The sequence below is a fragment of the Ramlibacter aurantiacus genome, assembly GCF_016722895.1.
GTDB classification, from domain to species: Bacteria; Pseudomonadota; Gammaproteobacteria; order Burkholderiales; family Burkholderiaceae_C; genus Ramlibacter; species Ramlibacter aurantiacus.
On sequence record NZ_JAEQNA010000006.1, the window covers coordinates 112377 to 138771 of the forward strand.

A 26395-nucleotide genomic window follows, 5' to 3' on the forward strand; every position below is an offset into this window, starting at 1 on the left:
ACTGCAGCTTTCAGATCGTCATTCCGCCATCGACCGAGAACACCTGGCCCGTCGCGAATACCGACTCGTCACTCGCCAGATAAACAATGATGGGGGCGATCTCATGCGCCTGTGCCAGCCGCCCCATCGGCTGCCGGGCGACGAAGTCCTTGCGCGCCTGCACCGGATCGGCGTAGCTGTTGATGCGCTCGGCCAGCGAAGGCGTGTCCACGGTGCCCGGCGCGATGCAGTTGCAGCGGATGCCCGCACGCACGTAGTCGGCCGCCACGGCCTTGGTCAGGCCGATCACGGCGGCCTTGGTGGCGCCGTAGATGAAGCGGTTGGGCAAGCCCTTGAGGCTGCTGCACGCACTGGACATGTTGATGACGCTGCCGCCGCCCGCTTCCAGCATCTTGGGCAACACGGCCTGGATGGCCCAGAACTGGGCACGCACGTTCAGGTTGAAACCGAACTCCCACTCGGCGTCGGTCGCCTGCAGGATGGAGCCGTTGTGCACGACACCAGCGCAGTTGAAGAGGACATCGACGCGCGGCATCTGCGCCACGATGCGTCCGATGGCGGCCTTGTCGGTGACGTCGAGCGTGGCCGTGGTGACATGGGTCACGCCCTCGTAGGCCTCCAGCAGCGCGGGATTCACGTCCGTGGCCAGCACCTGGGCGCCCTCCGCGGCCATGGCCAGCACGCTCGCGCGGCCGATGCCTTGGCCGGCGGCGGTCACCAGGGCGGTCTTGTTCTTCAAGCGCATGCAAGCTCCGTCTCAATCCATGGCGAAGTTGATTCGCCGGGTCAGGGTGGTGAACTTGTCGATGTCCCCATCGACCACCTGATTGACGGCACGCGGCGTGTCGTCCAGGTTGGCAGGCGTGTACCCCAGCTCCGTGAGCCGCTTTTGCATCGCGTCCGTCTTCAGGATCCGGGCAATGGCGGCATACACCTGGGTCTTCACGTTCTCTGGCGTGCCGCCGGGAACGCCGACTGCCTGCCACGAGCTGAAGTTGAAGCCGGGGGCGCCGCTCTCGGCCACGGTGGGCACGTCTGGCAGCGCCAAGGAGCGTTCCTTGGCGGACACGGCGATCGCCCTCAACTTGCCGGCCTTGACGTGAGGCACGGCAGCGCCCAGCGTGACCCAGGCCATGTCGAGTCCGCCACCCATCACGTCGACCATGGTCGGGCCGCATCCCTTGTACGGAATGTGCAGGATGTTCATGTCGAATTCGAGGTTCAACGACTCCGCACCCAGGTGGCCGGGCGTGCCCGCGCCGCAGGCGCCGTACGAGAGTTTCGCGTCCTTGGCCTTGCCCGCCTTGAGCACATCGCCGAACGTGCGCAACGGCGACTGCGGCGAGGTCACCAGCAGCTGCGGCGCATAAGCCACGATCAGCACGGGCGCGATGTCCTTCTTGGCGTCGAACGGCAGCTTCTTGCTGGCAGCGGCCACGATGGCATACGTGTCGTTCATCATCAGCAGCGAGTGCCCGTCGGCCGGCCGACCGGCGACGTGCCGCGCCGCGATCGTTCCGCTGGCACCCGGGCGGTTCTCCACGATGACGTTCTGGTTGGAAGCGACCCCCAGAGGCTGCGCGATGAGGCGCGCCAGAAGATCCACGCCGCCCCCGGGCGCGAACGGCACCGTGATGTCCACCTGCTTGCTCGGATAGCTGGCGGGCGCCTGTGCCTGCGCGGCAGCGGTGGCGCCCAGCAGCGCACAGAACACCACGCAAGACAGGCGGGTTACCGCCGAAGGTTTCGTGATCTGCATCGTCAAACTCCTGTTGAATCGACTTACCGAATGCCGGGCCCCCTGGGGACCACCTCGAACCCGCCATGCGCTAGAAGCTCACGACGTCCGCAAACAACTCCTCGGGCCTGTAGCGCCTGGCCGTGTAGGCCTGGTCGTGGCAATGCCTTGCAAATGCTTCCAGCGTTGGCGTGTTCTTCGGCAACCCGTAAGGCCAGCAATCGTCGCCAAACAGCCTTCGGGTTTCGGCTATCGCGTATTGCAGCGAGGGCAGCATGAACCTGGAATGCCCGTCGAACATGCGCCCCGGGCTCGCCTCGTTCTTTGCCAGGTCGAACAGCTTGTAAAGGCTCTGCGCCACCCAGGGGTGCTTCTCATGGATGTGCCTCTTGAGGACCAGCACATGCCTGATCGGAAAGACCTTGGTCTTTTCGTAGAAGCGAATCTCTTCGCTCTTGTAGTCCTCGAATAGCCGCGCCACATGGGGCACGCGCTGGTAGGCCTGGGGGGGGCGTTCGGTGACGAGGGCATCGATCTCACCGGCCTGCAGCAGCTGCTCCAGGCTTTGCTGTCCTTCCAGAACCTGCAGGCGGGCCGAAGGGGGCAGCTTGTTCGGCGGCACCTTGTTTCGCGTGACCCATTGAATGGCGTCCAGGTCGACCTGGTACTCGTCACTCAGCAAGCCGCGCGCCCAGAGCGTGGTCGATCCAAAGTAGTTGCCGATGCCTACCCGCTTGCCTTCCAGGTCCCTGGCGTCCGTGATGCCGGAATTCTTGTTGATGTACACGGTCGAGTGCCGGAACGACCGGGACAGGAAAATCGGCAAAGCGACCAAATCCGTGTGTCCCGCATCGAGCGCAATGACGTAGTTTGTCAACGGCATCTCGGCCACATCGAAGATGCGGTAGTGAATGGGTATCAGCCAGGCGCTGTCGTGATCGACGATCTCCCGCGTCACCAGGTCGATGCCCTCGGGCGCGAGTGTGCCGTCCAGCACGGCGCGGGTCCGGTCGTATCGGATGCACGCCAGGGACAAGGGGAGTTTGCGGGTCACGCCGGGAGCTCCTTGGGGCCGCGTCAGCCGATACGGGCGATCACATCGATCTCGACGTTGAAGGTGAACAGCAGCTTGGCGCCCACCAGCGTTCGCACCGGATACGGCTCCTTGAAGTATTCCTTGTAGACCTCGTTGAATGCCGCGAAGTCGTCGAGGTCGGTGAGGTACACCGTGACCTTCACCACGTCGGCCAGGCTCGACTGGCACTCGCCCAGGATCCACTTGACGTTGTCGAGTACCTGCCGGGTCTGCGTGGCGATGTCGCCCTCGATGAACTTTCCAGTGTGCAGGTCCATCGGGGTCTGGCCCGACACATAGAGCGTGTCGCCACAGCGGATGGCCGTGGTCAACGGCGGGCCTGCCTTCTTGCCGCTGGGCAGGTTGATGAAGTCTCGCATCGTCGTTGCCTCCTAGTTGTCCGCGCCGACGGTGGCGCCACTGACCATCTGAACGATCTCGTCGATATTCGGGGCGTAGCGGTAGTCCCGGCTGGCCGTGTGGTTCAGGAACGCCCCGGGCGGCAAGCCGTGCCGGTTTTCCTCGACCGGCAGGTGAATCGGCACGGGCTGCCTGAACACGCACATCGGGTCCTCGCCCCTGGCGACCTTGTCGCTCTCCCGAATCAGCATCCGGCGGTATTGCACGATGCCGCGATCGGTGGTGCCCAGGAGCTCTTGCGTTCGGTCGTTGATGGCGCCTTGCGACTCCCACAGCATGATGTCCTGGCCATCGACGTAGTCCTTGATGTATTGGCCGTGGCTGTCCCGGGTCGGCACTTCGTAAGACGTCGTCGGGTAATGGTCTGGAATGTCCACGCCATCGGCCGGGCGGAAGCAGTTGTACCAATAGTGAAGCGTCGTCACGTCGTCCACCGGAACGCGGATCTGGAACTGGTGGACCCGGGTGTCCCCCACGAGGAGCATGTTCGGGAAGATCATGGGATGACCTGTCGTCCAGTCGGAGGACTCTTCCTCTTTCTGTCCCTCCAGCAGCCGCTTCTTGATGATCCCGTACTCGAATTCCTCGAACGCGATCTTGACGTGGCGCTTGGCGAACGTGTCGAAGGGCGGCTCGCTGCGGCCGTACTCCTGGATCGAGAAGTGCCCATGCAGCCATTCCACGTGCACCGGGTCCATGGAGTTCTCCATGATCTGCAGCCAGTTCACGCCCACGGTGGCGTAGCCGATCGTCTTGACCACATTGCCTTCTTCGAACACCTCGAACCTGGGGAATTCGGGTGCCGGTGCGGGCCCCAGGTAGGCGAACAACAGGCCGCCTTTTTCGATGACGGGATAGGCCTTGATCTCGATGCGCGAGGTCGACGTGCCGCCTTCGGGCTCGCACGGCCGGTCCAGGCACTTCCCGCGTTCGTTGAACTGCCACCCGTGGTAGGCGCAGCGAATGCCCTCGCGCTGGATGATCCCGTGCTCCAGGGAAGCGCCGCGGTGCCTGCAGGTCTTGTCGATCAGCCCGAGGGTGCCGGACTGGTCGCGATAGAGCACCAGCTCTTCGCCCAGGATCTTCACCTTCTTGATGCGCGCCACCTCGAACTCCGAGCTCAGTGCGACGGGGTGCCAATAGCGACGCAGCAACTCACCCATGCGGGTGCCTTTGCCCACGCGGGTGAGGGTCTCGTTCTGTTCGGGGGTGGTCATTCGGCGCGATTCCTTTGCTTGTCCGGCTCGATCAGCAGAGCGCCTCGTTCAAGTCGGGGATGAATGCCTGTTCCAGCGACAGCCCGGACTTGACCAGGCCCTGTTCGCGGCAATACCGGATCAATGTCTCGATTTCTGGCTTGTTGTTCGACAGGCCATAAATCCACGGGTCCCGCTTGAACACAGCCTGTGTCTCCTCGACGTAGGCGTGCAGAAGGGGCAGGGTGTACTTCAAGTGCCCGTCGAGAGCCATGGCGGACAAAGGGGCCGCTTGCTTGGCTTGGCAGAAAGCGTCGTACAGGCTCTGGGCCACCCACGGGTGTTGCTGATGAATGTGCCGCTTCAGCACCACCGTGTGAATGATCGGGAACAGCTTGAACTGGCGGTAGAAAGCAAGCTCTTCTTCATGGAAGTCGGCGAACAGCGGGACGATGCGGGGATCCCCAGCCTGGAACAAACGAGGTGGCTGGCCGGCGTTGATGAGGGCGTCGATCTCTCCCTCGACCAGCCATTGGTCCAGCGGTTTCTGCCGCGACAGGATCGTCACCTTGACGTCTGCGGGCAGCGAAATGCTCATGCCCTTGAGGGACAGCTCGAACAGGTGCCACCGAATGTCAGAGGGTGACACGCCGTACTGATGCTGCAGGAAGCCCCGGACCCACACCGGCGTGGTCGGGTCGTAGAAGGCCATGCCGACCTTCTTGCCCTTCAGGTCCTGCGGCGTGTGGATGCCCGAGGCGGGGTTCACGAACAGGTTGGCGTGGCGGAAACCCCGTGACAGAAAGACGGGCAGGGCGATCAGGTCGGTGTTGCCCTGGTCGAGCTGGATCAGGTAGTTGGAGATCGACATCTCCGAGACGTCGAAGAGGTGGTTGCGCGTCTTGCGCCATGACCAATAGGGATCGTCATCGCCGAACGGCAGCACGTTCAGGTTGATGCCGGCCGGTTGCACCCCACCGTCGTACAGGGCGTAGGTCCGGTCGGACGGCAGGCAGGACAGGGACAGCTCGAGGGCCATCGATCAGCTTCCCGCCTGGCACTGGGCGCAAGCGCCGTATCGAACCAGCTTCAAGGCTTTTCCTTCCTGGATGCTTGAGCCAACAAATTCCTGTGGCGACTTACCAGGCAACCGCGCGGCGCGCGCCCACCGTTGGAATGGGTGCCACAACGGGTGCAGCTGCCACAGGGGTGTTCAGGTGCATTCTCGAAGTGGGCCGCGAGCCCGGTCCAATATCGATTGGCCCGCCTCTTAGTCGTGGCACGAATCACTGCGCGGGGCGCCCGCCGCGCGAAGCAGGGCCTCAGCCGATGGGAGACACGGCAGCCACTTCGGTGGCGACGTCCACAAAAAGCTGCGTGACGGGAGACGCATTCGCGCGCCGCCAGACCACGCCGACCATCGATCGGGGCGAGTCCACCAGGGTCTTGTAGACCACGGTCTTGTGGTCGGCGTGGCGCACCGCATCGGGCACCAGCGTGACGCCCATTCCGGCGCCCGCCAGCGCCACCGCCGAATTGGCGGATGAACTGATGTCCAGGACCGTGGGCTTGAAGCCGCCCACGTGTTCGCAAATGGTCTGGACCGAATCGAACAACCCCGCCGGATGGCGGCTCGGGGTCAGGAAGACCTCGTCTTTCAAGTCGCGCAACCGCAGCTTGCTCTTGCCGGCCAGGCGGTGCTTGTGCGGCAGCACGGCCACCAGCGATTCCTCGTAGAGCTCCCTGGACACCAGCTCCGAGTGCGACACCGGCAGGCGGATGATCGCCACATCGACGAAGCCGCGGATCAAGGCCTCCACCTGCCGCGCGAAGGGCTGCTCCAGCAGCTTGATGGTGACCGTGGGGTATCGCTCGGCGAAGATGCGCACCACCTCGGGCACGAGGCGGTGACTGGTCGTGTAGCTGCAGCCCACGCTGAGACTGCCGCGCTCGCCCTCCGAGATCAGGCGCGTTCGGGCGAAGATTTCGCTCAGCTCGTCGATCCAGGGGGACAGGTGTTCATACATGTCCCGGCCCGCGTTGGTCAGCGTCACCGACCGCTTGTTGCGCACGAAGAGCTGCGCGCCGATCTCTTCTTCCAGCTGCCGGATCTGCTGACTCAGCGGCGGCTGCGACATGTTGAGGCGAAGGGCCGCACGGCTGAAGTGCAGTTCTTCCGCCACCGCCATGAAATACCGCAGATGCCGCAGCTCGATCATGCGAGCGGTCAGGGCATGAACTGCCCGCCGTTGACTTCGATCACCTGGCCCGTGACATAGCTCGACAGCTGTGCCGAGGCGAGATAGATGAACGCGCCCACGCACTCGTCCACCGTGCCCACGCGCCCCATGGGAATGCCTTGGCGCAGCGCTTCGAGTTGTTGCGGCGTCGAGAACTTGTCGTGCAGGGGCGTCTGGATCACGCCGGGGGCGACTGCGTTGACACGGATGTTGCGGCTCACCAGTTCACGCGCCATGGCCTTGGTCGCCACGCTGATGTAGCCCTTGGAGCCGGCGTACAGCATGGCACCGGGTCCGCCGCCGGTGCGCGCGGCCACGCTGGTCAGGTTGATGATGCTGCCGCCGTCCTTCATGTGCCCCACCGCGTGCTTGGTGCACATCAAGGTGGAGCGCACGTTCAGGTTGATGATCTCGTCGAACAACTCGTCGGTGATCTCGGTGACTGGCACGCGCGGCACCATCGAGCCGGCGTTGTTGATCAACACGTCGAGCCGCCCCCAGCGGGTGGCCGCCTCGGTCACCACCCGCTCGCAGTGCGCGCTCTGGCGCAGGTCGCCCTGCAGCGCGAAGGCGTCGCCCCCGGACTTCACGATGTCGGCGACCACCTCGTCGGCGGCCGACCTGGAGCTGTTGTAGTGCACCGCCACCCTGGCACCGAGTGCGCCCAGTGCCCGGGCGCACCCGGCACCGATGCCAGTGGAGGCGCCCGTGATCAAGACGGCCTTGCCCTTGAGATCGTTCATGAGGGGTGTCCTTTTGACGGGGTGTGAAGCGGGACCCGCCCCATGGGCCATGGGGCGGGCGTATGGCTGCACAAAGTCTAACCGGGGTATATCGGGCGCCATGAGTTCCCGCGGCCTGCGGCGAACTCGCGCACGTCTTGCGAGATCTTCATCGAGCAGAACTTCGGACCGCACATCGAACAGAAGTGCGCCACCTTGGCCCCTTCCGCCGGCAAGGTTTCGTCGTGGAAGTCCTTGGCCGTCTCCGGGTCCAGCGACAGGTTGAACTGGTCCTGCCAGCGGAATTCGAACCGTGCCTTCGACAGCGCCTCGTCCCACGCCCGTGCCCCCGGATGTCCCTTGGCGACGTCTGCCGCGTGGGCGGCGATCTTGTACGCGATCAAGCCCTGCTTGACGTCGTCGCGGTTCGGCAAGCCGAGGTGTTCCTTGGGCGTGACGTAGCACAGCATGGCGGTGCCGAACCAGCCGATCATGGCGGCGCCGATGGCGCTGGCGATGTGGTCATGCCCCGGCGCCACGTCGATGGTCAGGGGCCCCAAGGTGTAGAAGGGCGCCTCGTGGCATTGCTTCAGCTGCTCCGTCATGTTGGCCTGGATCAGGTGCATCGGCACATGTCCCGGGCCTTCGATGAGGGTCTGCACGTCGTGCTGCCAGGCGATCTGCGTCAGCTCTCCCAGCGTGCGCAGCTCCGCGAACTGCGCCTCGTCGTTCGCGTCCGCGCCCGATCCCGGTCGCAGGCCGTCCCCGAGCGAGAAGGTCACGTCGTACGACTTCATGATGTCGCAGATCTCCTCGAAGTGCGTGTACAGGAAGTTCTCGCGGTGGTGGGCCATGCACCACTTGGCCAGGATGGATCCCCCGCGCGAGACGATGCCGGTGCGGCGCCTGGCGGTGAGCGGGATGAACGGCAGGCGCAAACCGGCGTGGATGGTGAAGTAGTCCACGCCCTGCTCGGCCTGCTCGACCAGCGTGTCCCGGAAGATCGACCAGGTCAGGTCTTCCGCCACGCCGCCGACCTTTTCCAGCGCCTGGTAGATGGGTACCGTGCCGATGGGTACCGGCGAGTTGCGGATGATCCAGTCGCGCGTGGTGTGGATATTGCGGCCGGTGGAAAGATCCATCACCGTATCGGCGCCCCAGCGGGTGGCCCAGACCAGCTTCTCGACTTCCTCTTCGATGCTGGAGGTCACGGCCGAATTGCCGATGTTCGCGTTCACCTTGACCAGGAAGTTGCGTCCGATGGCCATCGGCTCGAGTTCGGGATGGTTGATGTTGGCGGGGATCACGGCGCGTCCGCGCGCCACCTCCTGCCGCACGAACTCCGGCGTGATGCACTCCGGAATCTGCGCGCCCATGGAATTGCCCCGCAGGCGTTCGGCACGCTCGGCGTCCGCGAGGTACTCCGCCATCCATTCGCGCCGGCCGTTCTCGCGGATGGCGGCGTACTCCATCTCCGGCGTTACGATGCCGCGCCGCGCGTAGTGCATCTGCGTGACAGTCGCGCCCGCTACAGCCCGACGTGGTTGACGCGCCAGGGCGCGTGCCTGCTCCCGGAGCGCATCCAGGCGTGGGTCCGGGCCCGCGCCGCGTCGTCCGTCGTCCCCAGCCTGGGGCGCGCGGCCGGCGTAGGTTTCGGTATCGGCGCGCGCGAAGACCCAGGGCGAGCGCGGCGCTGGCAATCCGCGGCGCACGTCGATGTCCACGGCCGGATCGGTGTAGGGGCCTGAGGTGTCGTACAGCGTGACGCGTTCGCCATTGGATAGGCTGACCTCGCGCATGGGGACCCTGAGGTCCGGGTGCAGCTCGCCCGGGGCGAAAGCCTTGCGCGACGCGGGGTGCGGTTCGCGCGTGCGCGCCAGCCGGTGCGCCATGGAGTCGGGGGTATTCATGGTCCATCCTGTTCGGAGAGTTGAGAACTGCTCCGGGAGGACGGCGGGCCAGCCCGTGGATGGGCACTGCCTTCAGCTCTCCTTACGCCGGTACGAACCGGTTCAAGTTCACGGGTTTGGTCTTGCCATCTCAGCGAATGCGGCCTCTGGCCGCTCGCACCCCGGAGCGGGGCCAACTGTACACAGGAAACACAGAGCCTTCGTGGCAATCCTGGCGTGGGCGGCGGCCATCGTCAAAGGCTCAGACCACGCCCCGGTACGACCCGCCGTCCACCTGCAGGTTCTGCCCCGAGATGAAGCCTGCCTGCGCCGAGCACAGGTAGGCGCAGGCGCTGGCGAATTCCTCCGGGGTACCCATGCGCCTGGCCGCGATGCTGTCGGCGAAGCGCTGGCGCGCCTCCTCCAGCGTGATGTGGTGCTGCGCCATCAGTTGCTCGGCCAGGTCGCGCTGGCGCGGGGTGTCGATGCGTTCGGGCAGCAGGTTGTTGATGGTCACGTTGTCCGGGGCCACCTCGATCGACAGCGCCTTCGAGAAACCCGTCAGTGCGGTGCGGGCCGCGCTGGAAAGCGACTGGTGCACGCGCGGCGACTTGACCATGGCCGAGGTGATGTTCACGATGCGCCCGAACCGGCGCGCGCGCATGCCGGGCACATAGCGGCGGATGAAGAGGGCATGGGGAATCATGTTGCTCTCGAACGCGCCCACCCAGGCGTCGTGGTCCCACTCCTCCAGCTTGCCGGGCTTGGGGCCCTGGTTGTTGGTCACCAGGATGTCGACCTCGGGAACGGCCGCGAACACGGCGGCGCGGCCGGCCTCGGTGGTGATGTCGGCGGCCACGGTGCGCGCCGGCCGGCCGGTGGCCTGCAGCACCTCGGCGGCCGCGGCCTGCAGGCGGCCTTCGTCGCGCGAGTTGAGCCACACGTCCACGCCCTCGGCCGCGAGCGCCTTGGCGCAGGCCAGGCCCAGGCCGCTCGATGAAGCCATGATGAAGGCGGTGCGCCCGGCAATTCCCAAGTCCACGATGTGTCTCCAGTCGTCGTTGCGATAGGGCGCGTTGTACACCCGTCCGCGGTCGCTATCGTCGCACCAGGTTCACGCTGCTTCCCCCGTCGACCGGAATGCACAGCCCCGTGAGCCAGCCCGCGTTCGGCGACAGCAGGAACGCCACCAGCGCCGACACGTCTTCCGGTTCACCCACGCGACCCAGCGGGTACTCGCGCGCGCGGGCGGCCATCAGCGCCTGGTAGTCGCCGTCGCTCATGCCCGCCGCTTGCCAGATCTCGCTGCGCACCAGAGCGGGGGAGATCGCGTTGACGCGGACCCCGTCGGCCGCCAGCTCGATGGACATGGCGCGGGTCAGCGCCTCGATGGCGCCCTTGGTCGCGGCATAGATCGACACTCCGGGCACGGGGTGCTGGCCGAGCGTGGAGCTGAAGTTGACGATGCTGCCGCGCGTGGCCTTCAAGGCCGCGATCGACGCGCGAATGACGTGGATGGTGCCGCGCAGGTTGATGTCGATCTGCGAGTCGATGTGCGCCAGCGACTGATCCTGCAGGAGTCCCCGGTGCACGATGCCGGCGCAGTTCACCACCGCGTCCAGGCGGCCGTGGCTTTGCAGCAGTTGCGCCATGGCTCGGTCGACGGCGCCGGCGTCGGCCACGTCGCAGGCGAGCACGTCGCATCCGCCAGGCAGCCGCTCACGAAGGACCTGCTCCCGCCGCGCCAGGCCGACCACCTGCCAGCCATCGCCGCAGAGGCGCTGGGCCACGGCCAGTCCGATGCCGGATCCGGCGCCGGTCACCAGCGCGACGGGCTTCATGGCGCCATGACCTGCTTGGGTTCCGCGGCGACGGCCGCTCTCGCGCGGCCGCGGCGCGGCGCGGCGGCTGCCTGCCGCTGTTCCAGGAAGGCGATCACGCCATCGCCAGCACTCATCACGTGGTCGCGCACGCACAGTTCCAGCAACTGCGCGTTCTTGCTGCGGATCGCGTCCATCATGGTTTCATGCTCGAACCCGCTCATCTCGGTGGCCTTGTAGACATCGATGTAGAGCAGCAGGTGGGGCTGCAACGCGTCGCGCATGCGGCGGATGTCGCCGGCCAGGCGCGGCCGACTGGCGTGGGCCACGATGAAGTCGTGGAACTCGTTGTGCCGCTGGATCCAGAGCTTCACGTCGCCGCGCGCCCGGTCCATGCGCTGGCGCAGCGTCTCCAGCTCCACCAGGTCGTCTGCCGTGAGGTGGGGCAGGGCGAGCCGCGCGGCCAGGGCCTCGAGCACGGCCCGCATCTCGAACAGCTCGGACACTTCGGCGGGGGTCAGCTCGGTGACGACGGCGCCGCGGTTGGGCCGGATGGTCACCAGCCCTTCGGCGTCGAGCTGTCGCAAGGCCTCGCGCGCGGGCATGCGGCTGATGCCCAGTTCATCGCCGATGTCGGCGGGGTTGATGCGCTCGCCGCCCGCGAACTCGCCGGACAGGATCTTGTTGCGGATGTGGCCGTAGGCCTGCCAGTAGGCCTGCGTCGCGGTGGAGGGGTCCGTGGAATGGGATGGCATGGGGTGGGGGGCGCTTCAGATCGGCGTGGAGAGCAAGGTGCGGATGGCCGCAGTGTCGGTGATGACCAGCCTGCGCTTGAACTTCGGGGCACCGCCCGTGAACACCACGGTGTCCTGGTACACGCCGACGCTGAAGACGAAGCTCTGTCCTTCCTGGCTGGTCTGGAACAGGGCGTAGCTCGTCTCCACCTGCCATTCGTCGCCGGCCTGTGCCGTCACGCGCGGTTCGCTGATCACGTGGCGGTCGGTGTGGATGTTGTAGATGTTGGCCTGGCGCAGCGATGCCACGCGGTCGCGGATCATGGCCTTGTTGTCGCACGTGAGCAGCGACAGCGGCAGCCCGCGCACGTGGTTCTCGCGGGCGACGATGCGGTAGACGGCGTCTTCGGTGAAGCAGTCGCTCCACCTTTCCAGCTGGCCGTCGTCCAGGTGGGCGCAGCAGTCGGCGAGCAGGCGCCGCACCTGCTCCATGAGCTGGGTCTCGGTCATGGCCGCTCCTGCGGGGTCGAAGGCGTGGACATGAGTTCGCGCCAGGCCATCCAGAAGCCGCGCATCGGCACCTCGGTCACCAGCGTGTCCTGGTCTGCCGGCTCGCCGCGGCCGCCGATCTCGACGAAGGAATACGCGTCCTGCTCGCGCACCAGCGCCTTATGTACCAGCTCGATCGCTTCGCCGTCTTCCATGGAGATGTAGCCGCCGGGTCCCGCCAGGTTGGCCTGCTGCAGGCGGTGCTCGGTCATGGACTCGTCGTCGTCGGGGTAGCCGTAGTAGGTCCAGTAGATCTCGAACTCGGATTCGCTGCGCGTGCGGATCTGCCGGGTGGCCAGGCTGTTGCCGATCTGGTGGAACACCACGTTGGGAAAGATCGACATGATCGACAGGCTCATGGGGTCGGGGAATTCGGGCCGGTAATGCAGCATGGCTGCGTTCTCCAGCTTGATCTGGCCGTCACCGCGGCTGGTCTGCTGGTAATCGTCCTTGCCCAGCGTGGCCGTGCTCTCGGCGGTGAAGGAGATGTTGTGGCGATGCCGGCGGTCCATGCGCGCGCCGCCCCAGTTGCTCAGGCGGGCGATGCCGAAGGTGATCTGGAACATGTGCAGCAGCCCGCCGTGGTTGGGGTCGCGCAGGTTGTCCGCATACAGCTTCCAGTTGCCGTGCACCACCTGGCGCTGGTAACCCAGCACGCGAACCGGCTTGTGCAGCAGGCGTTCGAGCTGCGCGCACATCGGCTCGTCGAGGTAGTCCTCCAGCGGCTCCACGTCGGGCGAGAGGGTGCCGAAGATCGCGCCCGAATACGACTGCACCCTGAGCTTGCGCAGCGAATGCCTGGCGGTGTCGAAGTCCGGTGGCAGCCCGCCCTTGCCCTTGACACCGCGCCTGAACGGCACGGCGATCAGGTCGCCCTGCAGGTTGTAGGTCCACTGGTGGTAGCAGCAGACATGCTCGTTGGCCTGGCCCTGCGCTTCGCGCCGCACGATGGCGCCCCGGTGGGCGCAGCGGTTCACGAAGGCATGCAGTTGGCCGTCGGCATCGCGGCTCACCACCACCGGGGTATCGCCCAGGTAGCTGGTGACATAGCTGCCGGGATCGGGCACTTCGGCTTCCAGCGCCAGGTAGTTCCAGGTGCGCCCGCGAAAGATGCGCTCCTGCTCCTGTTCGTAGATGGCGCGTTCGCGGTACGCGGCAAAGGGAATGCGCGTCATGTCGGCCGCGGGCCAACGCAGGTCTTCGAAGGTTCGCATGGGCCTCCATGGATGCAGATGCTGCTGCTCTAGCTGCTCCAAGCCGCAATGGCGTGAAACTGTATCCAATATAGGCCTCACTCCTGGGGGGCGTCAACGCGAACAAGCACCAGAAACTCGGCTTCGACGGACCGGCATGGGGGCGGCCGATGCGCCGAGTCTTCGCGTTTCCCCGAAGAAAAGGGCCAGAAAACCGCCTTGACATTTGTGGGTCCGCTTCTACGATGAATCGTATCCGCGTATCCACTTTTGCAGGGGACGTATGCGACGCGAGCTCGAGGCAAGCAGGATCCCGGCACAGGCGGCCGGGGCCGGCGTTGACGAGGTGCCCCTGGCGCCCCTCGGCGCCGCACGCGCGCACCTGCACCCGCGCGTTCCCCACGTCAGCCTGGAAGGCGTGAGCCGCGTCTTCGGCACCGAAGGCAGTGCCGGCGCCGTCGTGGCGGTGGACGACGTGCACATCGACGCCTACCCGGGCGAGTTCCTCACCATCGTCGGCCCCAGCGGCTGCGGCAAGAGCACCGTGCTGAACCTGCTCGCCGGGCTGGACCAGCCCACCCGCGGGCGCATCCGCATCCACGGCGAAGAGGCGGGCGAGCGCCGCGGCCGCTTCGGCTACATGTTCCAGAAAGACCTGCTGCTGCCCTGGCGCACCATCGTCGAGAACGTGGCCCTCGGGCTGGAGGTGCATGGCGTGTCGGGGTCCGCCGCACGCGCAAAGGCGCTCGCGCTGCTGCAACGCTTCGAGCTCGCGGCCTTCGCCGACAAGTACCCCTCGCAGCTGTCCGGGGGCATGCGCCAGCGGGTGGCGCTGATGCGCACCCTGGTGCTCGACACCGATTGCCTGCTGCTCGACGAACCCTTCGGCGCGCTCGATGCGCTCACGCGCTCGGTCATGCAGGCCTGGCTGCTGGGCATCTGGGAGAAGGAGCACCGCACCGTGGTGTTCATCACCCACGACATCGAGGAGGCCGTGTTCCTGTCCGATCGCGTGCTCACGATGTCGGCCCGGCCTGGCCGCATCAAGGGCGAGTTCACCATCGACCTGCCGCGCCCGCGACACCGCGAGATGCTCACGTCCGACGCCTTCGTGCGGCTGAAGAAGGACATCCTCGAGCAGATCTACGACGACAGCCTGCGTGCCGAGCAGATGGCCGACCGCCCTTAGTTCACCCCCCCCGCGCCCTCTTTTCCTGAAGGAGCCTGCCCCATGAAAGTCCCAGCCCTACCGAAGTTGGCGCTCGTCGCCCTTGCGATGGCCGCCGCCCCCTTGTCGGCGCAGACGCAGGCGGCCTCCGCCTGCGACCGTCCGCCGGAGGCCAAGGAGATCAGCGTCATGGCCGACTGGCTGCCCTGGGCCTCGCAGGGGCCGATCGTGGCGGCGCAGCTCAAGGGCTTCTACAAGGATGAGGGCATCACGGTGAACCTGATGTCGCCGGCCAACCCCGCCGATCCCATCCGCCTGGTCGCCGCGGAGCGCGTGACCTTCAGCCTCACCTACGTGCCCGAAGTGATGATGGCGCGCGAGCAGGGCATTCCGATCGTGTCGGTCGGCACCACCATGCGCGTGCTGTCCTCGGGCCTGTTCTTCAAGGGCGAAAAGCCCATCAAGTCGGCGGCCGACCTCAAGGGCATGACGCTGGGCGTCGGGCCCAAGCAGGACGCTCAGGCGTTCCTGAGCACCGTGCTCGAGGCCGGCGGCCTGACCCGCAACGACGTGAAGATCGTCGACCCCGGCTTCGCCCACAAGGAAATGATCCTGACCGACCGCATCGACGCGGCGCATGGCCTGACCTACGGCGAGGGCATGGTCGCCAACGACCAGATGATCGCGCAGGGCAACAAGGGCGCCGGCTGGCTGATGTACACCGACTTCGGCGTGCCCAAGATGTACTACCAGCTCCTGGTGGGCAACGAGAACTGGATCGAGAAGAACGCCGCCACCACCTGCCGCTTCCTGCGCGCCACGCGCAAGGGCGTGGAGGAATGGCGCACCAACCCCCAGGAAGCGATCTCGTGGATTGCCGCCAAGAACACGCAGTTCACCAAGCCGCAGCACGAGAAGATGCACCAGATGACGGCCACGCACTGGACGGGCCCGAGCGGCGAGGTGTTCCGCCAGGACGAGAAGGTCTGGGCCGAGGCGCGCGACTGGGCGCTCAAGCGCCAGATCATCAAGAAGACGGTGCCGGCCACCACCTACTTCACCAACCGCTTCGTGAACTGAAACCCATCGGGCGCGACGGCAGCCGGGGTGCCCGCCACCGGCTGCGCCGTCCGCCGCGATCCACCAGGACCCACCGATGCCGATGACCGCCTCCAACCCGCAACGCCAGGAATACTCCGCCCCGGGCGTGAACCCGCCCATCAGCCACTACTGCGACGCCGTGCGTTTCGGCGACCTGCTGTTCGTCTCCGGCATGGCGCCGCTGGACGAGGAAGGCCGCGTGGTAGGGGGTGACGACGTGGCCGCCCAGACCCGACAGGTCTTCGAGAACATGCGCAAGGCGCTGGCCGCCGCGGGCGCATCCTTCGCCGACATCCTGAAGGTCACCGTGTACCTCACCGACGTGAACGACCGCCAGTTGATCAACCCGGTGCGGCAGGAGTACTTCGGCGAGCACCGCCCCGCCAGCACCCTGTTCGCGGTGCACCAGCTTGCGGTGCCCGGCATGAAGGTGGAGATCGAGGCCGTCGCCGGCATCCCCCGCTGACCCGCTCCCGAGCCATGCGAATGAACCACCGGCTGCGCCAGGCGCTTCCCAGCGTCGTGACCATCCTCGGGCTGATCGCGCTGTGGGAGCTGTTCGTCATCATCACCAGGCAGCCGGCCTACATCGTGCCGGCCTTCCACGACATCGTGGGGGCGATCTGGCAGCGCACCGACGTGCTGCTGCCCGCGTCGTGGGTCACGCTGCAGGAGATGCTGGTCGGCTTCGCCTTCGGCGCAAGCGTGGGCTTGTGGGCCGGCACCGCCATCCATTTCTCGCAGCTGCTTCGCAGCGGCCTGCTGCCCATCGTGATCGGCTCGCAGGCCATCCCGGTGATCGCCATCGCCCCCATCCTGATCATCTGGTTCGGCTTCGGCATGACGCCCAAGGTGATCGTGGTGGCGCTGATCACCTTCTTCCCGGTCGCGGTCAACACCGTCGCGGGGCTGGCCTCGGTGGATCGCGAGACCGTGCAGCTCATGGACGCGTTCGGCGCCTCGCGCAGGCAGATCTACACCAAGGTGTACGTACCGGCTTCGATGCCCTTCGTGTTCGCGGGGCTGAAGAACGCCGCATCGATCAGCGCCATCGGCGCCATCGTGGGCGAATGGGTCGGCGCCCATGAAGGGCTCGGGCCACTGATGATCTCGGCCATCGCCGGCTTCCAGACCACGCTGGTGTTCGCGGCCATCTTCTACCTGGCTTTCATGGCCATGTCGATGTTCCTGCTGGTGAGCCTGGCCGAACGGCTGGTGATGCCCTGGTATTTCGTTTCCAAGGTGGCTCCACGATGACAAACACCACAGGCGACACCACGGTCCTGCGCGGACAGGTGCTGGACGGCACGCTCGGCAGCCCGATTGCCGACGGCGCGGTCGTCGTGAGCGGCGAGCGCATCGCCTGGGTGGGTGATGCCGCCCGCCTGCCCGACGCCTATCGCTCACCCGGCATTCGTGTGCTGGGTGGCCCCGGGCACACGGTGATGCCGGGCCTGATCGACGGGCACATCCACATCTCGTTCGGCGAGGCGCGCTCCGAAGAGGAACTGGCGCTCTACACCCCGGTGGAATATCGGGCCATTCGCGCCGTGTGGAACGCCCGCAAGGTGCTGCGCGCCGGCGTCACCAGCGCCTTCGACGCCGCCACCACCTACAACGTGGCGGCCAGCGTGCGCGACGCCATCGAAGCCGGCATGTTCGAGGGTCCCCGGCTTGCGGTCGCGGGGCGGCAGCTGACCACGCACCAGGGGCTGGAGGATTCGTTCCCCAGCTCGATGCAGTTCCCGCCCGGCCAGGCGGGCGTGTTGGTGCGAAGCCGCGACGAAATCGTCGAGGCGATCCGCCTGCAGGTGAAGGACGGCGTGGACGTGATCAAGGTCTCGGGCTCCAGCGATTCCGCCATCACCGACGAGCCGCTGGACAGCGCGGCCTTCACGGCCGAGGAGTTCCAGCTGATCGCGCAGGAAACCCACCGGCTGCAGCGCAAGTGCACCGTGCATGCGCGCTCTCGCGAATCGGTGCTGCATGCGGCCCGCGCCGGCTTCGACTGGATCATGCATGCCTCGTACATCGACGACGAAGGCATCGAGCTGTGCCTGAAGAACAGGATCGGCATCACGCCCACGCTGACCCTGTTGGCCAACATCGTCGACTCGGCGGGCGAATCCGCTGGCGCGTCCATCATCGATGTGTTCAAGGCCGAGATGGACGCGGCCGCCGAAAACCTCGGCCGCGCGTACCGGGCTGGCGTGCCCCTGGTCTGCGGGTCCGAAAGCGGCTGGTCGCTCGTGCCGTACGGGCAGTGGCATGCCAAGGAACTGGAGATCTTCGTCAAGCTGCTGGGCCTCACGCCGCTGCAGGCCATCCACGCGGCCACCGACGCTGCCAGCCGCTGCCTGCCCCGCTGGAGCGGGCGCATCGGCCGGCTGCAGGAGAACTATCTTGCCGACGTGCTGCTGGTGAGCGGCGATCCCCTGCAGGACATCCGCACCCTGCAGGATCCGCAGCGCATCGCCACCGTGATGAAGGGCGGGCGCATCGTCGACACCACCACGCCGATCCCGCCGCGTCGCGTGTGGCCGTACGAGAAGCACAGGACCTTCCTGCCCGGAACCTTCCACTACAACCGGGAAACCCGCTCAGGCGAGGTGAAGCCGTGACCACCCCCTGCGTGATCCAGTACCCCATCGGCAGCGGCGCGCTGCAGACCCGTGTGCTGCAGGCCCGCGCCGACGGTCCGGTCGTGCTGTGCCTGCACGGCCTGGGTGCGCGCGCCGATCGCTGGCGCACGACCTTGCCCAGCCTGGCCGAGCACGGCTTCAATGCCTTCGCGGTCGACTTCCCGGGACATGGATTCGCCGGCAAGGGCGCCCACATCCCCGCCACCGTGCCCGCGCTCGCGGCCTTCGTGGCCGACGTCTGCCGCGCGATGGGGTGGTCCGAATTGCACCTGGTCGGCACCTCGCTGGGTGGCCACGTCGCCGCGCACGTGGCGCTCGATCACCCGCGCCTGTGCAAGTCACTGGTGCTGGTCGGCAGTCTCGGCCTGGTGCCCATCGGCGCGGCCGCCGGAGCGAACATCCGCGCCAACGTTCGCGAGACCTCGCGCGAGAAGATCGCCGCCAAGATGAACTTCGTCTTCGCGCAGCCGGGACTGGTCGACGACCAGATGCTGGAAGAGGAATACCGCATCAACAACTCGCCGGGTGCGGCCGAGAGCTTCCGGGTGCTGGGCGACTACATCGCCGATGCGGTGGACACGCACGTGGTGGGTCCGCGGCTCGCGGCGATGCGTGAGCGGCTGCCCATGCTGCTGGTGTGGGGTGCGCTCGATCGCGCGGTCCCGCTGGCGGTCGGCCGCGAGGCGCGGGCGCTGTTGCCCGGCGTCGAACTGGTCGAGATCGCGAACGCCGGGCACGCGCCCTACGCCGAGCAACCCACGGACTTCCAGCAGGCGCTGCTGCCGTTTCTTCGGGCCCATCGCTGACGCCAGGGCCCGGCCGGCGCCTAGGCGGGCAGGCGGCTTGTTGCCCCATGCTGTCTCTTTGGGCTTCCGGCCCGATCGGATCTGCAAGTGAACAATCCCTGGCTAAAGAAAAACCCTTTCATGAGCATGTGGCTCACCGCTGCCAACCGGGCCGCGGGTACCGCGAGTGGGCACGCGATGAGCGCTGGACGCAGCCAGGTGGCGGCCGCCCGGGCCGAGGCCACCCGGCAGGTGCTCGAGTTCTGGACGGGCGGGCCCCGCAAGACCACGGGCAAGAAGCGGCGATAGACCGGCAGCGCGAGCCGGGCGGCGTTCGTGCGCTCACCGAACGCGTGAGAAAGAGCGCATGCTCGGATCTTTCGAAGGAGTGGCCATGAACAAGCCCACGACCGAGCCGAACGGCCACCTCGGCGACGCCCGCGAAGATCACGAAGAGCCCTGGGCCTGGGAACAGGAGGTCCGCGCGGGGCTGGAGCCCTGGCGGCATCCCTTGAACTGGCTGGGATCGGCCATCGTCATCGCCATCGCGGTGGCCATCGGCATCACGATCTGGCCCGGCTGGGACCGCGTTCTCGCGCTGTCGAGTCCTTAGCGCCATGGGATCGGCGCCGCCGGCTGAGGCTAGGGCCGCAGCAGGACCTTCCCGCTCTGCTCGCCGCTGTCCATCAGCGCATGCGCGGCCCGCACCTCGGCCAGCGGGTAGACCGAATGGACCAGCGGCTTGATCCGGCCTGCGACATCGGGCCATACCGACTCGCGCAGTTCGCGCGCCAGCGCGTGCTTCTTGTCGCTCTCCAGTCCGCGCATCAGTGAACCCGTGACGACCGCGCGCTTGCGGATGATCGACGACAGCGCCACCTTGAACTCGGGTCCGTTGGCGTGGGTGAGATGGACCAGATGGCCGTCCATCGCGAGCGTGTCCACGTTCTTCTGTGCGTACAGGCCGCCCACCATGTCGAGGATGACGTCCACGCCACGGCCGTCCGTGAACTTCATGGCTTCGGCTTCGAAGTCGGCCGTCCTGTAGTTCAGCGCGTGGTCGGCGCCGAGCGCGAGGCAGGCCCGGCACTTCTCCTCGGTACCCGAGGTGGTGATGACCCGCGCGCCCAGCCACTTGGCCACCTGGATACCCAGGCTGCCCACGCCGCTGCTGCCGCCATGAACGAGCAGCCACTTGCCCGCCGTCAACCCGCCCAGGGTGACGACGTTGAACCAGAAGGTGAACAGGCCTTCCGGCACGGCTGCCGCGTGCTCCAGCGGCATGCCGGCCGGCACGTCCAGGCACAAGGCGGCCTCGGCCAGGCAGTAGTCGGCGTAGCCGCCGCCATTGACCAGCGCGCAGACCCGGCGCCCCAGCAGGTCTTGTGCAACGCCGGGTCCGATGGCCACCACCTCGCCGGCCACTTCCAGCCCCAGGATCGGCGTGGCTCCCGCAGGCGGATGCCCCCGCTTGCGCTGGCCCACGTCGTGGCGATTGATGCCGGCGAATGCAACCCGGATCAGCACCTCGCCGGCCTGCGGCGTGGAAACGTTCACCTGCCGGAGGTCGAGCACTTCGGGGCCGCCGCCTGCCGTGGGGATCACGGCGTTCATCGTCGAGGGGATCGGGGACATCATCGTCAACTGCCTTGTGTGGAAGGTGTGCCGACGCAAGAAATGGCCGGCAAGCGGCGATTATCGGCAGCGTGACGATGGCCTCGCCAAGCGCGGCATCGCGTCCGCGCAGGCGAAGCGTGCGGTTCAGTCGAGCAAGATGTTGGCCCGCGTGCTCACGTCGCGGTACCGCCGCGAATCCGCCGCGATCGCATCGGCCAGCGTCCTGGCATTGCCAGGCAGCGGCACGAAGCCCATCACGCCCAGCTTCTGCCGCACGTCCGGCTCCTCGAGTGCCTTGGCCACGTCGCGCGTGATGCGGTCCGTGATCTCGGTCGGCACGCCGCGCGGCGCGAACAGGCCCGTGACGGCACGGGCCTCGAAGTTCGGCGGTCCGCCGGACTCGCTGACCGTCGGCACATCCGGGTAGTTCGCAAGCCGCTGCGGCGCGGCGATGGCCAGGTACTTCAGCTTCCTGGCCTGGTGCAGCGCGCTGGTGGTGCCTGCGCTGCCGAGTGCCCACGACACGTCGCCGTTGGCGACACCGCTATAGAGCTGGCCCAGTTCCTTGAACGGTACGTGCGTCATCTCCGTCCTGGCCGACTGGTCGAGCAGCGCGCCCGCCAGGTGGCCCAGGCTGCCGGTCCCCCACGATCCGTAGGTGAGTTGCCCGGAGCGGCCTTTCGCGGCGGCCATGAGGTCGTTCAGGTTGTTCCACGGCGAATTCGCGCTGGCCGTGATGAAGAAGTGCGTGCTGTAGACCGGCGTGATCGGCTCGAAGTCCTTGTCGAAATCGAATGGCAGCTTGCGGAACACGTGCGGCTGGATGGAGAACTGCTCGTTGGTCGAGAGCATGAGCGTGTAGCCGTCCGCCGGTGCCTTCTTGGCCGCTTCCATGCCGATCCAGCCGCTGGCACCCGGCCGGTTGTCGATGATGACCGGCTGGCCCCAGGCCCGCGAGAGCTTCTCGCCGACCATGCGCATGGCGACGTCGGGGCCGCTGCCGGCGGAGAAGTGCACGATCACGCGGACCGGCTTGGTGGGGTATTGCTGGGCCATGGCTGCGGGTGCGGCGATGAGCGCCGACAACCCCAGCAGGATCGCGCCGCGGCGCGGGATGCTCGAGGACATGCTTGTCTCCAGTTCGAATTCAGAAATGCGAAGCCGGCGCGATGCTGCCATGGGGGTGGCAGCGCCGGAAGATCGCAGTTTTCCGTCGCCGATGCTGCTTTTCGATCACTGTAGTGCCAGGCAGGGTTGATGCTGTGCACCCGGCCCTTCGTCGCCCATGATCCCGGCGTTTTCGCGCGGGCCTCGCTCCAGGCGGGGTTCGGCGCGGAACGCCTGGTACGCCGCTGCGTGGCAGGACGAGATCGCCGGCGGCGCGATCGCCAGGACCATCCTGGACCAGCCCATCGTGTTCTATCGCGACGCCGCCGGCGCAGCCGTTGCCCTGGCCGACCGTTGTCCGCACCGGTTCGCTCCGCTGTCCAAGGGCAAGCTGGTCGAGGGCGCCATCGAGTGCCCCTACCACGGCCTGCGCTTCGGGTCGCAGGGCGACTGCGTCCACAACCCGCATGGGCCCATTCCCAAGGCGGCGCGGGTGCAGACCTTTGCGCTGCTGGAGCGCCACGACATGCTCTGGATCTGGATGGGCGAGCCGCATGCGGCGGACCCGTCGCGGCTGCCTGATTTCAGCGTCATGGCCGACCATGAACACCATGCGGTGGTCCGGGGCTACCTCAACGTTCCGGCCAGCTACGACCTGATCACCGACAACCTGCTCGACCTGAGCCACGCGCAGTTCATCCACCAATTCATCGGCAACAAGGATTCGAGCACCCGCAACATCTTCGAGATGAAGCAGGAGGGCCACACGGTCTGGGCCCGCAACAGCATGCCCGGCGAGCCGCTGACGCCGCTGTTCCGCATGATGTGGGACACGCCATCGCAGGTGGGTGACCGGCGCGCGCACATGCGCTGGGATCCGCCTTCGCACCTGCTGCTGGACGTGGGCTTCACCGAATGCGGCGCGCCGGTTTCCGATGGGCCGTCCATGCCAAGCGCCCACCTGCTCACCCCCGAGACCGCCCACCGCACGCACTACTTCTGGGCCGCCGCCCGCGACTGCAAGCGGGACGACCAGGGCCTGAGCGAGAAGATCCGCGCCGGCATCGACGCCGCGTTCCGACTGGAGGACGAGCCCATGATTCGCGACTGCCAGGCGCGCATGGCCGGCGCCGAGCTGATGTCGCTGAACCCGGTGCTGCTCACGACGGACGCGGCCGCGGTGCGCGCGCGCCGCGTGCTGGCCGAGCTGATCGCGCAGGAGCAGCGGGCGCAAGCGGCTAGTCGGCCTTGATGCCGGCGGTGTCCACGACCTTCTGCCAGCGCGCGATGTCGCTGCGGATCAAGGCGTCGAGTTGCTCCGGCGTCCCGGTGCGCACCAGCAGCCCTTGCCGTGCAAGCTCGGTTTTCACCTCGTCGGTGTTCATCACCTCCGCGAAATCCCGGTTGAGCCGGGCCACCAGCTCGGGTGAGGTCTTGGCGGGACCGGCGAGCAGCGCAGCACGCTGATCCCGGACGTGCGCACTTTCCGCGAGCAGGGCCATGCCGCGATGGATGCGGTGGACGCGTGGTACGCCGTACTCGCGAGAGCACCTGCACGTCGATGTCGGCGCGATCCATCTCGGCGATGCGCATGTCGCCGATCTCGCCCAGGCCGGGTACGCGTGCCGGCGAGAGCAGGGCGCGGTCGGTGTCGTCGTAGGTGGCCAGCAGCCCGTCGTAGAGGAAGTGCTCTTCCAGCGCGACCAGTCGCACCGGGGGCGGCACGTAGACCTGCGTGAGCTGGGCTTTGCCCTCGGGCTTGGCCGCGGCGTCTCGTGCGTTCGTCATGCTCGGTTTCTCGTGAAGGTCGAGGGGGGAGGGGACAGGCCCGTGCGAAGCCGGGAATCTAAGGACCGTCCGGGGTCTGCGCCACTGAAACTTTGTCGGACCACTATTCCCTCTGGTTATAGTCACGGATGCCCTCGATGGACCGCATCAAGCTTCGCCACCTGCGCAGCCTCATCGCCCACGCGCGGGGTCGAGCTGACCCCGACCGCGCCTGGTGCGCTATGCGGGCAGCAGCCTGCGCACCTTGAAGGACGGGCTGGACAGCATTGCGCGGGAGCGCGCGGCCGACGCCCCGGTCATCGTGGTCGGTGCTCCGCCCAACGTGGCCGCCGGCCTGTTGCCACGGGCGCGGCGCATCTTTGCCGAGGTCGAGTCGATGGCGAAGGTCCGCGTGGTCACCGGCAGCAAATGCACACCTGCTCGCCGGTCTGCGCCAGGAGCAGGTCGATTTCGTCATCGGCCGCCTGGTCGATCCATCCGGCATGCAGGGCCTGAGCTTCGAGCCGCTTTACAGCGAATGCCTGATCTTCGTGGTTCGCGACGGGCATCCCCTCGCGCGCCAGGGGCGCGTTTCGCCTGCGTCATTGGACCAGTGGCGGCTGGTGCTGCCGGATGCGGGCACCCGCATCCGGGAGTCGGCCGACCGCTTTTTCCTGGGGTCGGGCATCGGCCTGCCGGAACGGGTGGTGGAGACGATCGACGCGTCGTTCGGGCGCAGCTACGTGCGGCAGACCGATGCCGTCTGGTTCGTGCCGGAAGGGGCCGTGGAGGCCGACCTGCGGGAAGGCCGCTTGCTGCGCCTGCCGGTGGACACGAGGTCTACTGAAGGGGCGGTCGGCCTCACCGTCCGCGCGGGCTACCTGCCATCCGCGGCCGTGCAGCGCCTGTTGGAAGACATCAGGAGGTGTGTGCCTGCTGCCAGGGCCTGATCGCCATCCGGATCCGGCGCTCCTGGATGCGCCAGCCTTGCGGCGTGCGCCGGTAGCGGTCGTGGTACTCCACCACGCCGGGGGCGCCGGTCGCGGTGGCGGGTCCGCCCGGTCCGTCGCTCGTGCCCTGGAAGAACAGGGCATAGCAGAAGCCGGTGGCCTCATCGGCGGAGGTGAGTTCCACGCGGACGTTGGTGCACAGGTGGCGCGTCTCCACCATGGCGGGGCGCGCCTGCAGGAAAGCCGCGAGCCCGGCCCGGCCCGTGACGGGCGTGCCCATGCGATCGAGCACCCCGTCCTCGGTGAAGAGATCTAACCATTCGTTATATCGGCGTGCGTCGATGTGGTTGCAGAAGTCGATGCACAGGCGCGTGCAGGCCGCCTCGTCCAGCCAGGCATCGGGCTGGCTCATGGCGCCACCTTCGCACGGGCCGCGCGCTGCTGGGCGAGCGTGGCCCGGGACTGTTCCTCGATCTCCAGCATGCGCCGGAACGCGGGCAGTTCGGACAATCGTGCCTGCAGCCCTTCGAGCCGGGCGTAGCCGCTGAAGTCGAAGCCCGCGTTGCGGGCGACCGAGACCGCCCAGTTCAGGTAGACGTCGACCACCGAGAAGGTGTCCAGCCACCATCCGCTCTTCGCCAGCCGCTGGTCGGCCACCTTGAACGACTTGGCGGCCAGTTCCGCGGACTTGCGCCGCACGCCTTCGGGGTCCCCGTCGGTGATGCGCTGCGGATTGGCCAGCCCGCGCACCGTCGGATGGAGCGCGCCGCCGCAGAAGGACAGGCCGGCCTGCAGCCGGGCGGCCTCCAGCGGCGACCGAGGCTCGGGGAAAAGCCCGGCCTGCGGGCGCAGGGCCGCGATGTAGGTCTGGATGGCGGCGTTCTCGGTGAGCACCTCGCCGTCGACGATCAGCGCCGGCACCTTGCCCAGCGGCGAGATGGCGCCGTAGGCCGGCTGCGACTGCTCGCCCGATGCGAGATCGACCAGCCGCAGCTGGTAGGGCAGGCCGGCGTGCTCGAGGGCGAACACGCAGACCTGTGAGCAGGCGCCGGGGAAGTGGTGGAGCGTCAGCTCGGGGGTGGGGCCGCGCGTCGTCGTCATGCCATCAGGGAACCACGGATGTCGGACACGGGCAATTGCTCGCGCCGCGGCAGCAGCTCGGACTCGGGCACGCCGGCGCGCAGCTTGGCCCCCATGACCTCGGGGTCGAACTCCACCCCGATCGGGTTGGTCTCGAAGTGCGGGCCGTGCATGAAGTCGTTGGCGCCTTCCACGGTGTCGAAGCAGTCGGCCTGGAACTCCATCTGGTTGCCGTCGGGGTCGGCGTAGTACAGCGAGATGGTCACGCCGTGATGGATGCACCAGTAGGGCATCACGTCCTTTTCCTTGAGCTCGACGTATTTGTCCATCAGCTCGGTGAGGCTGCGGTAGCCGTAGGCCACGTGGTCCATGCCCGGCTTGCCGCGGGGCGCGCGCTCGTCGGACTCGCCCTTGATGATGCCCAGGTTGAGCAGCGCCACGCGGTGGTGCTCGTCGTCGTAGGTCACGAACGCGATCACCGGGTTCTGGTACTGCACCTTCCCGTTGAACACCTTGGTGTACCAGTCCAGCATCTGCTGGAAGCGGTAGGTGCGGTAGACGACATGCGCGAAGGTCTTGGGTCGGATGGCGGTGGTCATGGC

General features: G+C 67.1%; 30 protein-coding genes and 1 riboswitch. Of the genes, 10 read left to right on the forward strand and 20 right to left on the reverse strand.

Annotated elements, in window-relative coordinates; all coding sequences use genetic code 11:
* Positions 1–10 precede the first annotated feature (10 nt).
* From JI739_RS16195 to JI739_RS16260, 14 genes are all read right to left on the reverse strand, one after another.
* A complete protein-coding gene (locus JI739_RS16195) occupies positions 11–745 on the reverse strand; it encodes an SDR family oxidoreductase (RefSeq protein ID WP_201684972.1) in 735 nt (244 codons plus the stop codon).
* Positions 746–757: 12 nt separating this feature from the next.
* The gene (locus JI739_RS16200; RefSeq protein ID WP_201684973.1) at positions 758–1759 is read right to left on the reverse strand and encodes a tripartite tricarboxylate transporter substrate-binding protein; all 1002 of its coding nucleotides are present in this window, start codon (positions 1757–1759) and stop codon (positions 758–760) included.
* A 70-nt stretch (positions 1760–1829) separates the two neighbouring features.
* Entirely contained in the window at positions 1830–2735 is a 906-nt protein-coding gene (locus tag JI739_RS16205) for a substrate-binding domain-containing protein (protein ID WP_201684974.1), read from the reverse strand.
* Between the two features lie 80 nt (positions 2736–2815).
* Complete coding sequence (locus JI739_RS16210) at positions 2816–3193, reverse strand: RidA family protein (RefSeq protein WP_201684975.1); 378 nt, start codon at positions 3191–3193, stop codon at positions 2816–2818.
* A gap of 12 nt (positions 3194–3205) precedes the next feature.
* Positions 3206–4450 (reverse strand): aromatic ring-hydroxylating oxygenase subunit alpha, encoded by a 1245-nt coding sequence (locus JI739_RS16215; RefSeq protein ID WP_201684976.1) that lies wholly within the window; start codon positions 4448–4450, stop codon positions 3206–3208.
* 31 nt (positions 4451–4481) lie between these two features.
* Complete coding sequence (locus JI739_RS16220; protein ID WP_201684977.1) at positions 4482–5468, reverse strand: substrate-binding domain-containing protein; 987 nt, start codon at positions 5466–5468, stop codon at positions 4482–4484.
* Positions 5469–5751: 283 nt separating this feature from the next.
* Positions 5752–6648: a LysR family transcriptional regulator gene (locus JI739_RS16225; protein ID WP_201684978.1), complete on the reverse strand. Its 897-nt coding sequence runs from the start codon at positions 6646–6648 to the stop codon at positions 5752–5754.
* A gap of 8 nt (positions 6649–6656) precedes the next feature.
* Positions 6657–7412 carry an SDR family NAD(P)-dependent oxidoreductase gene (locus JI739_RS16230; protein WP_201684979.1) on the reverse strand — a complete coding sequence of 252 codons (756 nt, stop codon included), beginning with the start codon at positions 7410–7412 and terminating at the stop codon, positions 6657–6659.
* A gap of 77 nt (positions 7413–7489) precedes the next feature.
* Entirely contained in the window at positions 7490–9301 is a 1812-nt protein-coding gene (thiC, locus tag JI739_RS16235) for a phosphomethylpyrimidine synthase ThiC (RefSeq protein ID WP_201684980.1), read from the reverse strand.
* 62 nt (positions 9302–9363) lie between these two features.
* A riboswitch (TPP riboswitch) is annotated at positions 9364–9475 on the reverse strand.
* Between the two features lie 67 nt (positions 9476–9542).
* Positions 9543–10322, reverse strand: coding sequence for an SDR family oxidoreductase (locus JI739_RS16240; RefSeq protein ID WP_201684981.1), 780 nt, complete (start codon positions 10320–10322; stop codon positions 9543–9545).
* 55 nt (positions 10323–10377) lie between these two features.
* Complete coding sequence (locus tag JI739_RS16245) at positions 10378–11121, reverse strand: SDR family NAD(P)-dependent oxidoreductase (RefSeq protein ID WP_201684982.1); 744 nt, start codon at positions 11119–11121, stop codon at positions 10378–10380.
* The gene (locus JI739_RS16250; protein ID WP_201684983.1) at positions 11118–11855 is read right to left on the reverse strand and encodes a GntR family transcriptional regulator; all 738 of its coding nucleotides are present in this window, start codon (positions 11853–11855) and stop codon (positions 11118–11120) included. Before JI739_RS16250 ends, JI739_RS16245 begins: the two co-directional genes overlap by 4 nt.
* A 15-nt stretch (positions 11856–11870) precedes the next feature.
* Positions 11871–12344, reverse strand: a complete 474-nt coding sequence (locus JI739_RS16255) for an aromatic-ring-hydroxylating dioxygenase subunit beta (RefSeq protein WP_201684984.1) — start codon at positions 12342–12344, stop codon at positions 11871–11873.
* Positions 12341–13597 (reverse strand): aromatic ring-hydroxylating oxygenase subunit alpha, encoded by a 1257-nt coding sequence (locus JI739_RS16260; protein WP_201684985.1) that lies wholly within the window; start codon positions 13595–13597, stop codon positions 12341–12343. The genes JI739_RS16255 and JI739_RS16260 overlap by 4 nt, the downstream gene beginning before the upstream one ends.
* A gap of 262 nt (positions 13598–13859) precedes the next feature.
* Between JI739_RS16260 and JI739_RS16265 the strand changes: the two genes are divergently transcribed.
* The 8 genes from JI739_RS16265 to JI739_RS16300 all read left to right on the forward strand — a co-directional run bounded on the left by JI739_RS16265 (position 13860) and on the right by JI739_RS16300 (position 19885).
* Positions 13860–14765 (forward strand): ABC transporter ATP-binding protein, encoded by a 906-nt coding sequence (locus tag JI739_RS16265; protein ID WP_201684986.1) that lies wholly within the window; start codon positions 13860–13862, stop codon positions 14763–14765.
* A gap of 42 nt (positions 14766–14807) precedes the next feature.
* A complete protein-coding gene (locus JI739_RS16270) occupies positions 14808–15824 on the forward strand; it encodes an ABC transporter substrate-binding protein (protein ID WP_201684987.1) in 1017 nt (338 codons plus the stop codon).
* Positions 15825–15900: 76 nt separating this feature from the next.
* A complete protein-coding gene (locus JI739_RS16275; protein WP_201684988.1) occupies positions 15901–16311 on the forward strand; it encodes a RidA family protein in 411 nt (136 codons plus the stop codon).
* A gap of 14 nt (positions 16312–16325) precedes the next feature.
* A complete protein-coding gene (locus tag JI739_RS16280; RefSeq protein ID WP_201684989.1) occupies positions 16326–17102 on the forward strand; it encodes an ABC transporter permease in 777 nt (258 codons plus the stop codon).
* Entirely contained in the window at positions 17099–18466 is a 1368-nt protein-coding gene (locus JI739_RS16285; RefSeq protein ID WP_201684990.1) for a metal-dependent hydrolase family protein, read from the forward strand. The genes JI739_RS16280 and JI739_RS16285 overlap by 4 nt, the downstream gene beginning before the upstream one ends.
* Positions 18463–19293 (forward strand): alpha/beta fold hydrolase, encoded by an 831-nt coding sequence (locus JI739_RS16290; RefSeq protein WP_201684991.1) that lies wholly within the window; start codon positions 18463–18465, stop codon positions 19291–19293. Before JI739_RS16285 ends, JI739_RS16290 begins: the two co-directional genes overlap by 4 nt.
* A 120-nt stretch (positions 19294–19413) precedes the next feature.
* Positions 19414–19581: a hypothetical protein gene (locus tag JI739_RS16295; protein WP_236589784.1), complete on the forward strand. Its 168-nt coding sequence runs from the start codon at positions 19414–19416 to the stop codon at positions 19579–19581.
* A gap of 85 nt (positions 19582–19666) precedes the next feature.
* Positions 19667–19885: a hypothetical protein gene (locus JI739_RS16300; protein ID WP_201684993.1), complete on the forward strand. Its 219-nt coding sequence runs from the start codon at positions 19667–19669 to the stop codon at positions 19883–19885.
* A 29-nt stretch (positions 19886–19914) separates the two neighbouring features.
* On the opposite strand, the gene JI739_RS16305 is transcribed toward JI739_RS16300, so the two are convergent.
* Both JI739_RS16305 and JI739_RS16310 read right to left on the reverse strand, forming a co-directional pair.
* Positions 19915–20910, reverse strand: coding sequence for an NAD(P)H-quinone oxidoreductase (locus tag JI739_RS16305; protein WP_236589786.1), 996 nt, complete (start codon positions 20908–20910; stop codon positions 19915–19917).
* Positions 20911–21033: 123 nt separating this feature from the next.
* On the reverse strand, positions 21034–22017 hold the full coding sequence (locus JI739_RS16310; RefSeq protein WP_201684994.1) for a Bug family tripartite tricarboxylate transporter substrate binding protein: 984 nt from the start codon (positions 22015–22017) through the stop codon (positions 21034–21036).
* A gap of 157 nt (positions 22018–22174) precedes the next feature.
* Between JI739_RS16310 and JI739_RS16315 the strand changes: the two genes are divergently transcribed.
* A complete protein-coding gene (locus tag JI739_RS16315; RefSeq protein WP_201684995.1) occupies positions 22175–23248 on the forward strand; it encodes a Rieske 2Fe-2S domain-containing protein in 1074 nt (357 codons plus the stop codon).
* Here JI739_RS16315 and JI739_RS16320 read toward each other — a convergent pair.
* On the reverse strand, positions 23235–23498 hold the full coding sequence (locus tag JI739_RS16320; protein ID WP_201684996.1) for a type 2 periplasmic-binding domain-containing protein: 264 nt from the start codon (positions 23496–23498) through the stop codon (positions 23235–23237). The two genes, JI739_RS16315 and JI739_RS16320, sit on opposite strands and share 14 nt — an antisense overlap.
* A gap of 594 nt (positions 23499–24092) precedes the next feature.
* Between JI739_RS16320 and JI739_RS16325 the strand changes: the two genes are divergently transcribed.
* Positions 24093–24713: a LysR substrate-binding domain-containing protein gene (locus tag JI739_RS16325; RefSeq protein WP_354003737.1), complete on the forward strand. Its 621-nt coding sequence runs from the start codon at positions 24093–24095 to the stop codon at positions 24711–24713.
* On the opposite strand, the gene JI739_RS16330 is transcribed toward JI739_RS16325, so the two are convergent.
* From JI739_RS16330 to JI739_RS16340, 3 genes are read right to left on the reverse strand one after another with little or no spacing between them, the layout of a single operon-like run.
* Entirely contained in the window at positions 24682–25125 is a 444-nt protein-coding gene (locus JI739_RS16330; RefSeq protein WP_201684998.1) for a nuclear transport factor 2 family protein, read from the reverse strand. The genes JI739_RS16325 and JI739_RS16330 overlap by 32 nt on opposite strands.
* Positions 25122–25814 (reverse strand): glutathione S-transferase family protein, encoded by a 693-nt coding sequence (locus tag JI739_RS16335; protein ID WP_201684999.1) that lies wholly within the window; start codon positions 25812–25814, stop codon positions 25122–25124. Before JI739_RS16335 ends, JI739_RS16330 begins: the two co-directional genes overlap by 4 nt.
* A complete protein-coding gene (locus JI739_RS16340; RefSeq protein ID WP_201685000.1) occupies positions 25811–26392 on the reverse strand; it encodes a VOC family protein in 582 nt (193 codons plus the stop codon). Before JI739_RS16340 ends, JI739_RS16335 begins: the two co-directional genes overlap by 4 nt.
* Positions 26393–26395 lie beyond the last annotated feature (3 nt).

Excerpts from the sequence above, each read along its gene's own strand:
- JI739_RS16195 (WP_201684972.1), bottom strand. The coding sequence starts at position 745 with ATGCGCTTGAAGAACAAGACCGCCCTGGTGACCGCCGCCGGCCAAGGC.
- JI739_RS16200 (WP_201684973.1), bottom strand. The coding sequence starts at position 1,759 with ATGCAGATCACGAAACCTTCGGCGGTAACCCGCCTGTCTTGCGTGGTG.
- JI739_RS16210 (WP_201684975.1), bottom strand. The coding sequence starts at position 3,193 with ATGCGAGACTTCATCAACCTGCCCAGCGGCAAGAAGGCAGGCCCGCCG.
- JI739_RS16215 (WP_201684976.1), bottom strand. The coding sequence starts at position 4,450 with ATGACCACCCCCGAACAGAACGAGACCCTCACCCGCGTGGGCAAAGGC.
- JI739_RS16220 (WP_201684977.1), bottom strand. The coding sequence starts at position 5,468 with ATGGCCCTCGAGCTGTCCCTGTCCTGCCTGCCGTCCGACCGGACCTAC.
- JI739_RS16225 (WP_201684978.1), bottom strand. The coding sequence starts at position 6,648 with ATGATCGAGCTGCGGCATCTGCGGTATTTCATGGCGGTGGCGGAAGAA.
- JI739_RS16230 (WP_201684979.1), bottom strand. The coding sequence starts at position 7,412 with ATGAACGATCTCAAGGGCAAGGCCGTCTTGATCACGGGCGCCTCCACT.
- thiC (WP_201684980.1), bottom strand. The coding sequence starts at position 9,301 with ATGAATACCCCCGACTCCATGGCGCACCGGCTGGCGCGCACGCGCGAA.
- JI739_RS16245 (WP_201684982.1), bottom strand. The coding sequence starts at position 11,121 with ATGAAGCCCGTCGCGCTGGTGACCGGCGCCGGATCCGGCATCGGACTG.
- JI739_RS16250 (WP_201684983.1), bottom strand. The coding sequence starts at position 11,855 with ATGCCATCCCATTCCACGGACCCCTCCACCGCGACGCAGGCCTACTGG.
- JI739_RS16255 (WP_201684984.1), bottom strand. The coding sequence starts at position 12,344 with ATGACCGAGACCCAGCTCATGGAGCAGGTGCGGCGCCTGCTCGCCGAC.
- JI739_RS16260 (WP_201684985.1), bottom strand. The coding sequence starts at position 13,597 with ATGCGAACCTTCGAAGACCTGCGTTGGCCCGCGGCCGACATGACGCGC.
- JI739_RS16265 (WP_201684986.1), top strand. The coding sequence starts at position 13,860 with ATGCGACGCGAGCTCGAGGCAAGCAGGATCCCGGCACAGGCGGCCGGG.
- JI739_RS16270 (WP_201684987.1), top strand. The coding sequence starts at position 14,808 with ATGAAAGTCCCAGCCCTACCGAAGTTGGCGCTCGTCGCCCTTGCGATG.
- JI739_RS16275 (WP_201684988.1), top strand. The coding sequence starts at position 15,901 with ATGCCGATGACCGCCTCCAACCCGCAACGCCAGGAATACTCCGCCCCG.
- JI739_RS16280 (WP_201684989.1), top strand. The coding sequence starts at position 16,326 with ATGCGAATGAACCACCGGCTGCGCCAGGCGCTTCCCAGCGTCGTGACC.
- JI739_RS16285 (WP_201684990.1), top strand. The coding sequence starts at position 17,099 with ATGACAAACACCACAGGCGACACCACGGTCCTGCGCGGACAGGTGCTG.
- JI739_RS16295 (WP_236589784.1), top strand. The coding sequence starts at position 19,414 with ATGAGCATGTGGCTCACCGCTGCCAACCGGGCCGCGGGTACCGCGAGT.
- JI739_RS16300 (WP_201684993.1), top strand. The coding sequence starts at position 19,667 with ATGAACAAGCCCACGACCGAGCCGAACGGCCACCTCGGCGACGCCCGC.
- JI739_RS16305 (WP_236589786.1), bottom strand. The coding sequence starts at position 20,910 with ATGATGTCCCCGATCCCCTCGACGATGAACGCCGTGATCCCCACGGCA.
- JI739_RS16310 (WP_201684994.1), bottom strand. The coding sequence starts at position 22,017 with ATGTCCTCGAGCATCCCGCGCCGCGGCGCGATCCTGCTGGGGTTGTCG.
- JI739_RS16315 (WP_201684995.1), top strand. The coding sequence starts at position 22,175 with ATGATCCCGGCGTTTTCGCGCGGGCCTCGCTCCAGGCGGGGTTCGGCG.
- JI739_RS16320 (WP_201684996.1), bottom strand. The coding sequence starts at position 23,498 with ATGGCCCTGCTCGCGGAAAGTGCGCACGTCCGGGATCAGCGTGCTGCG.
- JI739_RS16330 (WP_201684998.1), bottom strand. The coding sequence starts at position 25,125 with ATGAGCCAGCCCGATGCCTGGCTGGACGAGGCGGCCTGCACGCGCCTG.
- JI739_RS16335 (WP_201684999.1), bottom strand. The coding sequence starts at position 25,814 with ATGACGACGACGCGCGGCCCCACCCCCGAGCTGACGCTCCACCACTTC.
- JI739_RS16340 (WP_201685000.1), bottom strand. The coding sequence starts at position 26,392 with ATGACCACCGCCATCCGACCCAAGACCTTCGCGCATGTCGTCTACCGC.